15 protein-coding genes are annotated in these 14,661 nt (G+C 28.6%); 2 read left to right on the forward strand and 13 right to left on the reverse strand.

Annotation, left to right across the window (positions count from 1 at the left end):
* Nucleotides 1–15 precede the first annotated feature (15 nt).
* Nucleotides 16–1,659, reverse strand: coding sequence for a DAK2 domain-containing protein (locus ACTG47_RS13935; RefSeq protein ID WP_479924997.1), 1,644 nt, complete (start codon nucleotides 1,657–1,659; stop codon nucleotides 16–18).
* A gap of 18 nt (nucleotides 1,660–1,677) precedes the next feature.
* Nucleotides 1,678–2,028, reverse strand: a complete 351-nt coding sequence (locus tag ACTG47_RS13940; protein ID WP_021385398.1) for an Asp23/Gls24 family envelope stress response protein — start codon at nucleotides 2,026–2,028, stop codon at nucleotides 1,678–1,680.
* 361 nt (nucleotides 2,029–2,389) lie between these two features.
* On the opposite strand from ACTG47_RS13940, the gene rpmB reads away from it, so the two are divergent.
* Entirely contained in the window at nucleotides 2,390–2,578 is a 189-nt protein-coding gene (gene rpmB, locus ACTG47_RS13945; RefSeq protein WP_003416297.1) for a 50S ribosomal protein L28, read from the forward strand.
* 159 nt (nucleotides 2,579–2,737) lie between these two features.
* On the opposite strand, the gene ACTG47_RS13950 is transcribed toward rpmB, so the two are convergent.
* Entirely contained in the window at nucleotides 2,738–2,890 is a 153-nt protein-coding gene (locus ACTG47_RS13950) for a hypothetical protein (RefSeq protein ID WP_009893656.1), read from the reverse strand.
* A gap of 97 nt (nucleotides 2,891–2,987) precedes the next feature.
* Nucleotides 2,988–3,464: an Rpn family recombination-promoting nuclease/putative transposase gene (locus ACTG47_RS13955; RefSeq protein ID WP_479924998.1), complete on the reverse strand. Its 477-nt coding sequence runs from the start codon at nucleotides 3,462–3,464 to the stop codon at nucleotides 2,988–2,990.
* A 218-nt stretch (nucleotides 3,465–3,682) separates the two neighbouring features.
* Between ACTG47_RS13955 and ACTG47_RS13960 the strand changes: the two genes are divergently transcribed.
* Nucleotides 3,683–4,444, forward strand: coding sequence for a MerR family transcriptional regulator (locus tag ACTG47_RS13960; protein ID WP_479924999.1), 762 nt, complete (start codon nucleotides 3,683–3,685; stop codon nucleotides 4,442–4,444).
* Nucleotides 4,445–4,597: 153 nt separating this feature from the next.
* Here ACTG47_RS13960 and ACTG47_RS13965 read toward each other — a convergent pair whose 3' ends face one another.
* The 9 genes from ACTG47_RS13965 to prkC form a co-directional block, all read right to left on the reverse strand.
* Nucleotides 4,598–6,934, reverse strand: a complete 2,337-nt coding sequence (locus ACTG47_RS13965; protein ID WP_479925000.1) for a HAMP domain-containing sensor histidine kinase — start codon at nucleotides 6,932–6,934, stop codon at nucleotides 4,598–4,600.
* Entirely contained in the window at nucleotides 6,906–7,622 is a 717-nt protein-coding gene (locus tag ACTG47_RS13970; protein WP_479925001.1) for a response regulator transcription factor, read from the reverse strand. The genes ACTG47_RS13965 and ACTG47_RS13970 overlap by 29 nt, the downstream gene beginning before the upstream one ends.
* Nucleotides 7,623–8,004: 382 nt before the next feature.
* Nucleotides 8,005–8,661 carry a nitroreductase family protein gene (locus ACTG47_RS13975; protein WP_169469696.1) on the reverse strand — a complete coding sequence of 219 codons (657 nt, stop codon included), beginning with the start codon at nucleotides 8,659–8,661 and terminating at the stop codon, nucleotides 8,005–8,007.
* A 54-nt stretch (nucleotides 8,662–8,715) separates the two neighbouring features.
* Complete coding sequence (locus tag ACTG47_RS13980) at nucleotides 8,716–9,345, reverse strand: HAD family hydrolase (protein WP_479925002.1); 630 nt, start codon at nucleotides 9,343–9,345, stop codon at nucleotides 8,716–8,718.
* Between the two features lie 132 nt (nucleotides 9,346–9,477).
* Nucleotides 9,478–10,119: a thiamine diphosphokinase gene (locus tag ACTG47_RS13985; RefSeq protein WP_479925003.1), complete on the reverse strand. Its 642-nt coding sequence runs from the start codon at nucleotides 10,117–10,119 to the stop codon at nucleotides 9,478–9,480.
* 8 nt (nucleotides 10,120–10,127) lie between these two features.
* Complete coding sequence (gene rpe / locus ACTG47_RS13990) at nucleotides 10,128–10,799, reverse strand: ribulose-phosphate 3-epimerase (RefSeq protein WP_479925004.1); 672 nt, start codon at nucleotides 10,797–10,799, stop codon at nucleotides 10,128–10,130.
* Between the two features lie 4 nt (nucleotides 10,800–10,803).
* Entirely contained in the window at nucleotides 10,804–11,688 is an 885-nt protein-coding gene (gene rsgA, locus ACTG47_RS13995; protein WP_479925005.1) for a ribosome small subunit-dependent GTPase A, read from the reverse strand.
* Nucleotides 11,689–11,785: 97 nt separating this feature from the next.
* Nucleotides 11,786–12,523, reverse strand: a complete 738-nt coding sequence (gene ymfI, locus ACTG47_RS14000; RefSeq protein ID WP_479925006.1) for an elongation factor P 5-aminopentanone reductase — start codon at nucleotides 12,521–12,523, stop codon at nucleotides 11,786–11,788.
* A gap of 106 nt (nucleotides 12,524–12,629) precedes the next feature.
* Nucleotides 12,630–14,648 carry a PASTA domain-containing Ser/Thr kinase PrkC gene (gene prkC, locus ACTG47_RS14005; protein ID WP_479925007.1) on the reverse strand — a complete coding sequence of 673 codons (2,019 nt, stop codon included), beginning with the start codon at nucleotides 14,646–14,648 and terminating at the stop codon, nucleotides 12,630–12,632.
* Nucleotides 14,649–14,661: the final 13 nt, after the last annotated feature.

A 14,661-nucleotide genomic window follows, 5' to 3' on the forward strand; every position in this document is an offset into this window, starting at 1 on the left:
AGGTTCTTATAATCATTATTCAACTGAAATTAAGTAATAATAAAGAGGTTGTCCTCCATAATATAATTCTACATCTACATCTTCAAATTTTTCTTCTAAAGAAGTACGTAGCTCATTTGCTTGAGATTCTGTAACATCTTCACCAAAGAATAATGTTATTATAGCAGTATCTTCATCAACCAACTTTTCAATAAGGTTTGATGTTACTTCATCCACATAATCTCCTGCTGATAATAAATTTCCTTCTGCAATTCCAATTATATTACCTTCTTTAACATCAATTTCATTCATTACTGTATCCCTAACAGCAAAAGTTACTTGACCTGATTTAACTGAGTTTAAAGCATTCATCATAGCTTCTTTATTCTCATCTTCATTTAATTCTCCATTAAATGTTACTAATGCAGCAAATCCTTGAGGTGTGTTTTTTGTAGGTATAACTATTATATTTTTCTCACTCAATTCTTTTGCTTGATTAGCAGCCATTATTATGTTGCTGTTATTTGGGAAAATAAATATATTCTTAGCATTTATATTATTTATGGCATTCATAAAGTCTTCAGTACTTGGATTCATAGTTTGACCACCTTCTATTATGTGGTCAACCCCAAAGTCTTTAAATATATTTGCTAATCCTTCACCCATAGAAGTAGCTATAAATCCAAACTCTTTTTCTTCTTCTAAAGGCTCCTCTTCTTTTTCTTTCTTCTCTTCTACATCTAATAATGTATTTTCATGTTGTAGTTTCATGTTTTCTATTTTTATAGTTAATAGTTGACCATACTTTAGAGCTTCTTGAAGCACATTTCCTGGGTCATTAGTGTGTACATGTACTTTTATGACTCCATCATCTCCAACTACTGCTAAACTGTCACCATAAGCCATCATTATATCTCTTATTTTAGTATCTTCTACCTTAGAACTTTCTAGTATAAATTCTGTACAGTAACAATATTTTATATCATCTGTACTAGTGGTACTCTTTGCAAAGTCCATACTCGCTGAGGTATTAATATCTAGGTTAACATTTTTTATTTCTATATCATTTCCCTTTATAGAAGCTAACATTCCTTCATATATAAGTACAAGACCTTTTCCACCAGAGTCAACTACACCAGCATCTTTTAGGTTTTTTAGAAGGTCTGGAGTTCTTTCTAATGAAGAATTAGATTCCTTTACAAGCATACTTAAAAACTTTACTATATCTTTTTCTTTTTTGGCAGCTTTTATTGCAAATTCGCCACTTTCTCTAACTACAGTAAGTATAGTTCCTTCAATTGGTTTTATAACAGCTTTATAGGCTGTATCTGAACCATTTTTAAAAGCTTTTGCTAAATCATCTGTCGATAATTTACTTTTTCCTTCTATAGATTTAGCTATCCCTCTTATTATCTGTGAAAGTATAACTCCTGAGTTTCCTCTAGCTCCCATTAAAGAGCCTTTAGATAATGCCTTCCCTATGTCTGATATGTTATCAGTCTCCACTTTTGCTAATTCTTTTAAGGCATAAGATATAGTTAATGACATATTAGTACCTGTATCTCCATCTGGTACAGGGAACACATTTAACTTGTCAACCAAATCTTTATTGTTTTGGAGATTGTTTGCACCTGAAATAAACATCTCTCTTAACCTTTTACCATCTATATACTGAATCATTTGTTTCCTCCTATGAAATTACTTAACTCTTATTCCTTGTACATTAATATCAATTCTAGTGACTCTTACACCAGTCATTTTTTCAACTACATATTTTACTCTATCTATTATATTATTGGCAACAGTAGATATATTTGTACCATATTGTATTATAACATAAAGTTCTATTGCTATGGCATCTTCTTCAACTTCTTCAACTCTAACACCTTTAGTAGCATTTTCGCCTTTTAATAACTCTACTATTCCTTTAGATTTATATGCTAAACCTACTAAACCATAACTTTCCATTGCAGCTCTATATATGACTTGAGCTATTACTTGATTATCTATTTCTATACTTCCATATTGATTCGTTACCTTTGCACTCATGGTTGACCCCCTTAAGCTTATTTTTATTAAAAATACTTCTTAATTTATTTTTTACTATTTTTACTTATTTATTATATAAAATTATAATCATATCATACTATAAATATGGTATAATTTAAACCTAGAAAAGTTTTTGGATAAAATTTCTTCTATTAGTATATATATTCAAAGAAAAATAATAATTATTTTCCAAATATATTTACTTTATATAAAATTATATATATAATTTTATATGATAATAAGAAATTCTTCAATATGTGTAAGGCAAATATATATTTCTATTGCAAATTTTTGTTATTTATGATAATATAAATATGTTTTTAGTCTTTAAATAGTTATCATTTTAAGGAGGTGTGCGTAGATGGCAAAAGTATGTAGCGTATGTGGTAAAGGTAAGGTTTCTGGAAACCAAGTATCACACTCAAATAAACATAATAAAAGAACATGGTCAGCTAACTTAAGAAGCGTAAGAGCGATTATAGATGGAGCTCCTAAGAGAGTAAAAGTTTGTACTAGATGTTTACGTTCTGGTAAGATTGAAAGAGCTTAGTAACCACGTTTAAAAGCCTACTTCCGTAAGTAGGCTTTTTAATTTAGTCATTTTTACTCTTTCTCATGAATTTTAAGACTATATTTGAAATCCATTTTGGTAACTTTATTGTTACTACTTTCATCAATACTCACCCCACACTTTATAGTTAAAATTATTTTAACAAAAAAATAATAATGCTCCACATCCAATAAGTATTAATGCGGTAAGTGCTGACCAAATCCAGCCAGGAAGCAACATAGACAAAATTACAGCCATTCCTGTTGCCAGACATAGTATTCCTAGCAATACCTTAGACTTGTTATTTCTCATGGAACACCTCCACATAGAACTTGTATCTATAAATATTTTCATATTCAAGTTTATGCGAAAGTTTCCCACTTTAGACCAATAAACATAATATGTAATTTTAATTTTTTATACTAGAATTATTACTCTCCTCTGATACAGATTCTATCATATCTAAAATACCTCTTTTTTTACTTAATCTTTCAGGTCCACTATATAAGACCACTGGTATAACTTTAGGAAGTTTAAAATTCTTGTCTTCTATTTCTTCAAGACTCTTTTTCATAATAAAGCTTTTCCAAATTTGTTCTCTATATGATTTTAATCTTGGTACAATATCAGTATCCATTTCCGTTTGAAACTCCAATACTATATAATGTGATACCTTATGATTTTTAGAAAAAACCTTATATATTATATCAACTTCCTTTCCTTTATATTCACATATAAAAGATGTTTCTAACTCTATATTTTTAAGAGTTAATTCTTTTGCTATTGAGACACTTGTAAAATTTTGAATCAAACTTAAAAAACTTTCTTTATCTGAATACATTCTTATATACTCTTCTCGTTTTTCGTTGCTTCTTTTTAAATTCATACAGTTCCTCCTAGATTATAGATTCTCTATATTTCATTAAAGAAAATCTATAAATATTATTTTTTAATTTTCACTTGTGAGTATTGACACTTGTGTGCAAAATATCCAGTAAAGATATTTTTTTATATTTTTATTAAAAGATATGAATTTTTATATTTTAATATATTGACATTGACGTTACGTAAAAGCGTATATTTAATTTATAGGAGGTATCACTTATGGAATATACAGTTCAGAAATTAAGCAAAATAGCTGGTATAAGTACTAGAACACTTAGATACTATGATGAAATTGAGCTTCTTAAGCCACTTAAAATAAATTCTTCAGGTTATCGTATATATGGTCAAAATGAAGTTAATAAACTACAACAGATACTTTTTTATAGAGAGTTAGGAATTAGCTTAGAAAACATAAAAAACATCATAAATTCACCAACTTTTGATAGTCTAAGTGCATTAAAAGAACATCACAACAAATTACTAGCAAAAAGAAAACAAATTGATTTACTCATAGAAAATGTAACTAAAACTATAGCTTTAAAGGAGGGAAAATATAATATGACAGATATAGAAAAATTTGAAGGTTTTAAAGAAAAAGTGATTGATGAAAATGAAAAAAATTATGGAAATGAAATTAGAGAGAAATATGGTAACGATGCAGTAGATGCATCAAATAAAAAGTTTAAAAATATGTCTAAACAAGATTATGAAGATTGGCAGAATTTAAGTATTGAGATAATTGATAAACTCAAAAAAGCTTTTAAAACTGGTGATGCTTCTAATGAACTTTCTCAGGAAGTTGCAAGATTACATCATAAATGGTTGAGTTACACTTGGAATACATATTCTAAAGAAGCTCATGCCTCTTTAGCGGAGATGTATGTGTGTGATGAACGTTTTACATCATACTATGATAAAGAACAAACTGGACTAGCAAAGTTTTTGAGAGATGCTATAGTAATATATACAAAAGATAATTAGTAAGTTACTCAATTCTATAAATTGAAAAAGGCGAATCCTATATATTAGGATTCGCCTTTTTTACTTTAACAAATTATCATTATATTTTAATATTGTACTTATAAAATTTTATCTTATAGACTCTATAAGTATAATATGTTATAAAGATTTACTTTAGTTTTTATTAAAAGTAATTGTAACTTTAAATAAATCACCATCCACACTTATATTCATCTTACCACCCTGTAACTCTACAAAACTTTTTGCTATTGCTAGACCAAGTCCAGAACCTTCTGTATTACGTGACTTATCCCCTCTTACAAATCTCTCCATTATATCATCTACACTAAAATCAATCTCAGTTGCAGACATATTTTTAAGCATAATAGTTACTTTATTATCTGTTTCTAAAATATCAATATACACTCTTGAACTTGGCATTGCATACTTACTTATATTTATTATAAGATTTTCAAATACTCTAAATGTACGCTGACTATCTAGTGGTAATATTATCTTTTCACTAGAAAAATTATTTTTTAGTATTAGAGATGAATCTGCAATTTTGTCATCCAATTCTAAAAGTGTTTGTTTCATTAGAGATACAATATCCACATTTACTATATTCAAATGTACATCTCCACTATTTACCTTACTTACTTCAAACAAGTCTTCTATTAAGTGTTGTAATCTTTGTGATTTTCTATCCAATGTATCAATATACAACCTACGATTTTCTTCTGTTATACTTTCATCTTTTAATAAATCTATATAAGTTATTATAGATGTTAAAGGTGTTTTTAAGTCATGTGATACATTTGATATAAGCTCTGTTTTCATCTTTTGACTCTTAACTTCTTCATCAACAGCTTTTTTAAATCCAGTTTGAATATTTCCTAGTTCATCTTTTATAGGATTAAAGAATCCTAAATCTTTTTCCATATTTACTTCTAAGTTTCCATCTGAAATTTTCTTTGTAACATCTAAAAGTTGATTATATTCACATACTGTCTTTTTAGAATAATCTGATAGTACCTTGAATAAAACTATTGAGTAAATTATTGCAAGTATTATCCCAAAGAACCACATACTACACATTATAACTATAATTAATAGGTTTACTCCAAGAATTATAGCTATCGTTTTATTTGGTTTTTCTTTCAAATCTATTGTTCTAATTTGATTAATAACTTTTTTCCCCACTTTTTTAAACCACACAAGAAACATTCCTGTTACAGTGTTTTTTACAAAATACGATCTTATTCCAACGTTTAAAATATGTTTTAAAAGTGTTATAAATACAAATATTATTGAGAAGATTACAAACCAATAGGTTAAATTCATTAAGCTTACCAATATACTTGCCATTTTAGCACTTATATCGTTATTTATTAGATACTCTACATAAGTTCCATTCAAAGTACCACTTATTATACCAGTTGGATATAAATCTACAATCCCTTGTACAATAACAATGGCAATAAAAAGTATCTCTAATGGTATTCTTGATAATGTATCAAATCCTAGTAATTCCTTAGATTTTCTATATGGAAATGCTAAAGCTACAATCACAACTATAGCTAATATTATTTTTAAAATCATTCCAGAAATTTTATAATAAGAATTATTTTCTACATTGTTTATATATGAACTTATATTGTCATTGTTATAAATACTTCCGTAACCGTACTCTGTACTATCACCTTTGCTTATTACTTTAGGCACAGCATATACTACTGTTACATTTTTTATTGGTGTTAGTTTATATGAAATTGAATTTCCACCTAAATTTGTATCCATTAAATCTTCTCTTGCTTTAGACAACAACATTTGATTAATAACTTTTTGATTTACTCCATAAGAATCAACAAGATTTACTTTTCCATCTTTATTAAAATTCATTACAACATAAAATCTATAATTTTCTTTTATATCTTTAAGCTGCTTTTGTCTTTCTTCATCACTCATTGTTGTATTTTTTGTTTGATTTTCATCAGAATTTTCTCCTGAACTATCATTCTTTGTTGTATCAAGAGCTCTTAATTCTTTATCTTCATTAAAAAGTTCGAAATTTTTTTCTTTATCAACTAAATAATATTTTAAATTTTTTCCTGAATCATTAATAAAAGACTCCCAACCTTCAAAGTTTTCATTAAAATCTGCATTAATCCTATCATCTGTATAATAGCTTTCTGAACCATCATATGAGTTTTTTTCTTTACTTACATTTTTTATATAGTTCATAGTCTCTTCATTTATAAAAAGCTTTGATGGTTGTATCATTTTGCCTTCTTGATCTTCTTTCATATTATGATATAAAACATAACTTCCTTTATACATATCATCTACAAAATTTTCTTGTTCAAACGGATTTTGGGCTCCACCTTTAGCACCTGCTTGTATAGTAGAATATTGACTAATCATACCTAATGATGCTGATAACATAAGTATAAAAACTATAATAGTAACTATATATTTATCTTTAAATTTTTTCAATTTTGTATCCAACACCCCACACCACCTTCAAATATTTTGGATTTTTTGGGTCTATCTCTATTTTTTCTCTTATATTCCTAACATGTACCATGACTGTATCTGTATTTACAGCATTCTCATTCCAAACTCTTTCATATATTTCATCAGCAGAAAAAACTCTTCCTGCATTTCTCATAAGTAAACTAAGTATTTTAAATTCTATAGGAGTTGTTTTTATATATTTTCCATCAATACTAACTTCTTTCGTATTTTCATTTAATTCTAATCCTCCGATTGCAAATACATTGTCATTAGTTTCTACACTTTGCTCTTTATCTCCAATCATGTTTAGATACTTAGTATATCTTCTAAGTTGTGAATTAACTCTAGCCAATAGCTCTAATGGTTTAAAAGGTTTTGTCACATAATCATCTGCTCCTATATTAAGCCCCATTATTTTATCAACTTCCTCTGACTTTGCAGATAACATTATTACTGGGAAGTTATGATTTTCTCTAAGTTTCATTGTAAGTGTTATTCCATCCATTTTAGGCATCATTATATCAATTATAGCTAAATGTATTTCTTGGTCTTCTATAACTTTAAGACCTTCCAGTCCATTGTACCCCTTAAAAACATTATATCCTTGATTTAATAGATATATTTCTATAGCATCTGCTATTTCTTTCTCATCTTCTACCACCAAAATATTATATGAATTCATTTTAATCTCCTTTTATCTGTTAATTTGAAAATTTTATTTACATCTATGATTATACAATATGATAGAAGTTTTTCCATTTTTTTATATATTTATATCTTTTAATTTCAGTTATCTGAACTTAATTCCCATTTTAAAAACCTCCTTCTAGTACAATTTAGTATTTTTTTATTTTGTTTATATACTTAATATTAAAGTTAAAAACTAAAGATATTATACATACTTTTCTAAAGATTTTCTAAAGATTTAAATCTATTAAAAATTAATATGCACAAAAAAAGTAGCTCTTATTGTATTAATTAAATCAATAATTTGAAATATAATATTAATATCAATAAAACCTACTTTTTAATTTGTAACATACCTATTTTTATTTAATTTATTTTTACTTTATAAATGTACATATTTCTTCTACTGGTTTTTTAGATGGACTCTTTAGATTATCTTCTGGTACTCCAAGAGCCAACATTGCTCCTAAAAAATACTCTCCCTTTTCAAATCCAGTTTCTGCTTCTAAAATAGCTTCTATCTCATCTGCTGCATAGTTTTGACTTGTCAACCAACAAGAGCCATATCCTAATTCAATTGCTGATAATGTAAAGTTTTCAATTGCAGCGCCCAAACTCTGCATGCCTGGATTTCTTATAAACAACTTATCTATAGTCTCTTTAGGTGCATCTATAAGCTCTAATTCATAATATCCTGATGGATTATATACTTTTGTAAAAACTAATACCAAAACTGGAGCTTTTAAGTAGAATAGTGTAAAGTTTGGCACAAATTTTCTAAATCTATTAGCCTTTTCTACTGATACTTTATCCATCTCCACAAGTATCTCCTGTTGTTTTTTAGTTATTACATCTGCAATTTTTTCCATTAAGTCGCGTCTCTTTATAACTACAAAATGCCAGTTTTGAATATTTTTTCCTGATGGAGCTGCTCCAGCTGATTTTATCATTTTTAAAATATCTTCATCTGAAACATCTTCGTTTTTAAACTTTCTTACACTTTGTCTTTTAAAAATAGTATCTTGTAATTCCATTTTTAAATCCCCCCATAACTTTTTTATTATATTAATATAATCTTTAAACTCATCTTATTTTAATATATCATGTTCTAATAAATCTTTAAATGAGTCTATAGAATATTCATATCCATCTACATCCCCGAATCCATATTTTGCATATATAAAAGGTATATTCGCAAACTTGGCACTATTTGCATCACCTTGAGTATCTCCAATGTAAATTGGATTACTTAATTTATTTCTATCAATTATAAGCTTATTGTTCTCACCTTTATGCAAACCAGTATTTCCAGGACATTCAAAATCTATAAAATACTGCTCTAATTTATGTGCTTTTAAAAAAGATTCTATATATCCAGCCTGACAATTACTTACTATAAATAATTTATATTTTTTAGATAACAACTTAAGAGTATCTTCTATATCGTCAAATAATTTAGCTCCATTTTCAGATAAATAGTCACACTCTTTTAGAGAACATTCATTCAATAAATTCATTCTTTCTTCTTCATTTAGATTTGGAAATAAACGATTTGCTATTTCATCAAAAGAAAGACCCATAACACTTCTAAAAAGTTCTCTTGTGACATTTAAGTCTATATCTTCATGTTTATTTAAAACATCCTGCCAAACCTTGCATACTTCTTCAGTTGAATCCCACAATGTTCCATCTAAATCAAAAATAATACTATCTACCACAAAAAAATCCCCCTTATGTCCAAAATTTATCATATATTTATAATTATATACTAAAAAGCAGATACAATCATAAATATATTTTACTTGATTGTATCTGCTTTGTAATATAAAATCAATTGTTAAAATCGATTTTTATAAATTTCTAACTACAATTGCACACCCTTGCTCTACTTTAATTCTACAAGAATCACTCAGCATAACATTTGACATTCCAATAGGCACAGAGTATTTCATATAATAGTTATCTAGAGGATATTCTAAACCAGTAAGTGTCACACCTTTGGCATCTCCTTTTACAGCTATTACAGAAATAGTATCACCTGCATTTCCATATAAGGTAATTTCTTCATTCATAACTATATACATCTCTTCTTTATCTGAGAGTATTCTAGAATATATACCATCTTTTTTTAGATAGTACAATAGATTTATATTGGTAATTGTATGGTCAATCCTTCCACCTAAAGCTCCAAAAAAATCAATATGATTTGCTTTAAGAGTTTTAGCTAAAAAAAGACAAAGCTCTGTGTCAGTCTCATCTTTCTTAGATGGAAATTTTTCAAATTTAACACCCTGATTTCTGTAGAAGTCTACCTTTTCTTCGTCTACCGAATCTAAATCGCCTAATATATAATCTGGCATGATTTCCATTTTGTAGGCATGATTTGCCCCTCCATCTGCACATATTATATAGTCATAACATTCTTTATTTATAATATCTCTTGTAACTTCGTAATCTTCAATTTCTCCATTTAAAATAATACATATTTTCATTATTAAATTTAAACCAATTCTTCAAGAGAAGCATTCTTTCTAAATAAATTGACTGTTTCTTGAATGTCATCACTTCCAAATATTGCAGAACCTGCTACTATTACATTAGCTCCTGCTTTTACAACTTCAGCCACATTTTTAGGGCTTATACCACCATCAACCTCTATATCAATATTTAATCCTTGATTATCTATAAGTGCTTTTAACTCTTTAATTTTATCTAAAACACAAGGTATAAATGATTGACCTCCAAATCCAGGATTAACAGACATTAATAATACCATATCTAAATCAGGTAGTACATGCTTAATCGTATCTATTGGTGTAGCTGGATTAAGTACAACACCAGCTTTTATTCCATGTGATTTTATATTTTGTATAGTTCTATGTAGATGCACACAAGCTTCCTGATGAACAGTTATTATGTCACATCCTGCTTTTACAAACTCTTCAATATATTGGTCTGGATTTTCTATCATAAGATGAGCATCAAATACCATATTTATATTTTCTTTTTTTAAGCTTTTAACTACAAGTGGACCTAATGTGATATTTGGCACAAAGTGTCCATCCATTACATCGATATGAAGATACTCACATCCTGCACTCTCTACTTTTCTTACATCTTCTAATAATTTTGCAAAATCTGCTGATAATATTGATGGTGCTAATTTAATCATACTTCTAATACCTCCTACTGTTATTTTGTCTTATTTCATTTAGTAGCTGTATATAACTATCATATCTTTCTTTAGATATTTCTCCATTTGCAACAGCTTCTTTTATAGCACAATTAGGTTCATTTTCGTGAATACATTTTGAACCAAACTTACAATCATTAAATTTATCAAATTCTATAAAATAATCTTTAAGCTCAACTTCTTCTATATCTTCAAGTGCAAGTGAACTAAAACCTGGTGTATCTGCAACCATTCCACCAAATTCCAACTTTAAGAGCTCTGCATGACGAGTAGTATGTTTTCCTCTTTTTATTTTATCACTTACTACCCCTGTTTGCAGTTTAAAGTTTTCATCTATTTCATTTAATAAGCTTGATTTTCCAACTCCAGATGGTCCTGCAAATACTACAACATTTCCTTTTAATTCTTCTTTCACTTTCTCTATATTTAACTTAGTAATATTACTTACAGGGATAACCTTATATCCACTAAGTTCATATACATTTTTAACAGTTTCTAACGTATCATTATCATCTAAATCTGCTTTTGTAAGGATTATTACAGTTTCTAAATTTTCTTTTTCTGCCAAAACTATAAATCTATCTAAAAGAGACAAGTTTGGTTTAGGATTTTTTATTGCAAATACTATTAATGCCTTATCTACGTTTGCTATAGGAGGTCTTATAAGTTCTGTATCTCTACTATCTATTTCTTCTAAAATACCTTTTTTTTCATCTTCATCAACAATACTTATTTTGACTCTATCACCAACTAAAGGTGTTATTTTCTTCTTTCTAAAGATTCCTCTAGCTTTACATTCATAAATACCATTATCTGTATCTACATAATAAAATCCACTAATCCCCTTTATAATTTTTCCTTCTAGCATCAAATGCCTCCCTTTATAAAATTTATATAAACACATACTGTTCATGAGTAGTATATCGTGTTATTATTTCCTATTTTTATATAATACCACATTTTTTTTAAATAACAAATCCTCCGTTTGGACTAATTACCTGACCAGTAATAAAATTTGATTTATCTGATGCTAAGAAAATAGCACAGTTTGCTATATCATCTGGAGTCCCTAGCCTCATTAATGGAGTTTCTTCTACAAGAACATTTATATCTTCACTATTATATCCAGATAACATGTCAGTATTAATGACACCTGGAGCTATACTATTTACTCTAATATTTGATGGTCCAACTTCTTTAGCTAATGCCTTTGTCATACCTATTATACCTGCTTTTGTTATAGAGTAATGTACTTCACAAGAAGCACCTGATATTCCCCAAATCGAAGATATATTAATTATATTCCCTTTTTTTTCTGAAACCATGTATTTTAAAGCAACTTGCGAGCAATAAAAACATCCTTTTAAGTTAATATTCATCATCCTATCCCAGTCTTCGTCAGTTATATCTGTAAATAACTTGTCTTGACTTATGCCAGCATTATTTATAAGTATATCTAATCCACTAAATTCTTTTATACAGTATTCTATCATTTTCTCTACTTCTTCTCTATTTGAAACATCTGCTTTAAAAAGTTTTGCAGATAAGTTTTTTTCACTTAATTTAGTATGGAGTTCTTTAGCTTCATTTTCTGACTTATTAAAATTTATTAATACATTATATCCTTCTTTTGCAAAAGCTTCAGACATAGCTTTCCCAATACCTCTGGCCCCTCCTGTAATTAAAACTGTTCTATTTTTCATAACACTTTTCTCCTTTATTATAACCAATTTCATATTTTATACAAAACAAACTGCCTCTTTAAAGAAAATAATTTCCATAAAAAGACAGCTCTTATTTTGCTAATGTTTATTCTGTTTTACCAATATTTCCTCCAGTTCCAGATGGAGTTTCTCCGTTTCCGCCTGAACTTGAGCCTCCTGAGTTATCTCCACTATTTCCTGAGTTTGAGCCTCCTGAGTTATCTCCATTTCCGCCCGAATTTGAACCTCCTGAGTTATCTCCAGTATCTCCTGAGTTACTACCATTACTTCCTGAGTTTCCTCCACTATTTCCTGAGTTTGAACCTCCTGAATTACTACCATTGTTTCCTGAGTTTCCTCCACTATTTCCTGAGTTTGAACCTCCTGAGTTACTACCATTATTTCCTGAGTTTGAACCAGGTGTTTTTGTATCATCATCAGGTGTTGTTGGTGTTTTATCTGGTGTTGTTGGTGTCTGTGTATTCGATTTCTCTGAACCTTTACTTACATATAAGTTTATCTCATCGCCCTCTTGAACTCTTGATGAACTAGCTCCTGGACTTTGATTTAAAACTGTACCTTCTTTATATATAGAACTGTACTCATACTTAACTGTTCCCACTTTTAAGTTATTTTCTTCAATAAGTTGTTTTGCATTACTCAAAGTAAGACCCACTACATTAGGAACAGTAGCTTGGTTTGCACCTTTACTTACAACAACATTTATAGTATCACCTTTCTTAACATTTGTACTTCCACCTTCAGGTGTCTGTGATATTATACAGTTTTCATCTACCTCACTACTATATTCTTCACTTTTTACACTTAAGGATAATCCTTCTTTTTCAACAGTACTTTGAGCTTCTTCTAAAGTCATATTTACAAGATTAGGAACACTTAAAGACTTATTCCCAAATCCTCCTGCAAATAAAAATTTATATGCTAAGAATACTTGAGCACATAATATCACTATTAAAATAGCTGCTATTACTTTTAATCTTTTTCTAGATTTTGGACTTTCCTGTTTTTTCTTCTTTTTCTTAGCCCTCTTGCTTGGAGTATTCTTTGGTTTCTGATTCTTTTTAGCTCTCATTATCTCTTCCTCATCTTCATCTTCTTCTTCATCGTCTTCATAAAACTCATCATAGTAATCATCATCTTCATCCAAATCAGCAACTTCAACAGGCTTAACTACTTTTTCGGGAGCTGGCTTTGCAAGCACTGGATTTACAACTTTATTAATTTCTTTTTCATCAATTTTCTTAGTTGCAAAATCATCATATTCTTTTATAAAATCTAAATCGATATTTTTTTCTATATACTCGATATCTTCTATCAATTCTTCAGCAGATTGGTATCTGTCTGCACTAGATTTTTCTGTAAGCTTTTTTATTGTAGTTCTTACACTTTGAGGAATCCTAACCTTTTCTTCTGATGTAAAATCTATATCATCATTAATATGTTGAAGAGCTATAGAAATTGGGCTATCTCCCCTAAATGGAACTTTTCCTATCAACATTTCATATAAAACTATACCTAAAGAATACAGGTCAGCATTATTAGTTACAAATTTACCTTTTGCTTGTTCTGGTGAAAAATAATGTACTGAACCTATTATACTACCAATATTGGTCATTGTTGAGTTTGAGACAGCTTTAGCTATACCAAAATCAGCTACTTTTACTACTCTTCCTTCATTGGATATGAGAATATTATGAGGTTTTATATCTCTATGTATAATCCCTTTTTTATGTGCAGCACTAAGTGCCATAGCTATTTGTTTTGTTATATCTAATGCAGTATATTCATCTAATATACCTTCATCTTGTATAATCTCCTTTAAGTTCTTACCATCTACAAACTCCATTACAATGTAGTGAACTTTTCCATCTTCACCAACATCATAAACATTTACTATATTTGGATGAGAAAGACTTGCTACTGCCTCTGCCTCTCTTTTAAATTTTGTTAAAAATTCATCGTCATCTACAAATTCAGGTCTAAGTACCTTAAGTGCAACGGTCCTATTTAATAACCTGTCTTTAGCCTCATATACAAAGGCCATACCTCCATCACCAATCTTTCTGATGATTTCATATCGATTTCCTAAAATTGTATCTCCCACAATATCACCGTCC

Source organism: Clostridioides sp. LIBA-6622, assembly GCF_056716095.1.

Bases quoted from the DNA above. Each gene is read 5' to 3' on its own strand.
- ACTG47_RS13935 (WP_479924997.1), bottom strand. From the start codon at position 1,659: ATGATTCAGTATATAGATGGTAAAAGGTTAAGAGAGATGTTTATTTCA.
- ACTG47_RS13940 (WP_021385398.1), bottom strand. From the start codon at position 2,028: ATGAGTGCAAAGGTAACGAATCAATATGGAAGTATAGAAATAGATAAT.
- rpmB (WP_003416297.1), top strand. From the start codon at position 2,390: ATGGCAAAAGTATGTAGCGTATGTGGTAAAGGTAAGGTTTCTGGAAAC.
- ACTG47_RS13950 (WP_009893656.1), bottom strand. From the start codon at position 2,890: ATGAGAAATAACAAGTCTAAGGTATTGCTAGGAATACTATGTCTGGCA.
- ACTG47_RS13955 (WP_479924998.1), bottom strand. From the start codon at position 3,464: ATGAATTTAAAAAGAAGCAACGAAAAACGAGAAGAGTATATAAGAATG.
- ACTG47_RS13960 (WP_479924999.1), top strand. From the start codon at position 3,683: ATGGAATATACAGTTCAGAAATTAAGCAAAATAGCTGGTATAAGTACT.
- ACTG47_RS13970 (WP_479925001.1), bottom strand. From the start codon at position 7,622: ATGAATTCATATAATATTTTGGTGGTAGAAGATGAGAAAGAAATAGCA.
- ACTG47_RS13975 (WP_169469696.1), bottom strand. From the start codon at position 8,661: ATGGAATTACAAGATACTATTTTTAAAAGACAAAGTGTAAGAAAGTTT.
- ACTG47_RS13985 (WP_479925003.1), bottom strand. From the start codon at position 10,119: ATGAAAATATGTATTATTTTAAATGGAGAAATTGAAGATTACGAAGTT.
- rpe (WP_479925004.1), bottom strand. From the start codon at position 10,799: ATGATTAAATTAGCACCATCAATATTATCAGCAGATTTTGCAAAATTA.
- rsgA (WP_479925005.1), bottom strand. From the start codon at position 11,688: ATGCTAGAAGGAAAAATTATAAAGGGGATTAGTGGATTTTATTATGTA.
- ymfI (WP_479925006.1), bottom strand. From the start codon at position 12,523: ATGAAAAATAGAACAGTTTTAATTACAGGAGGGGCCAGAGGTATTGGG.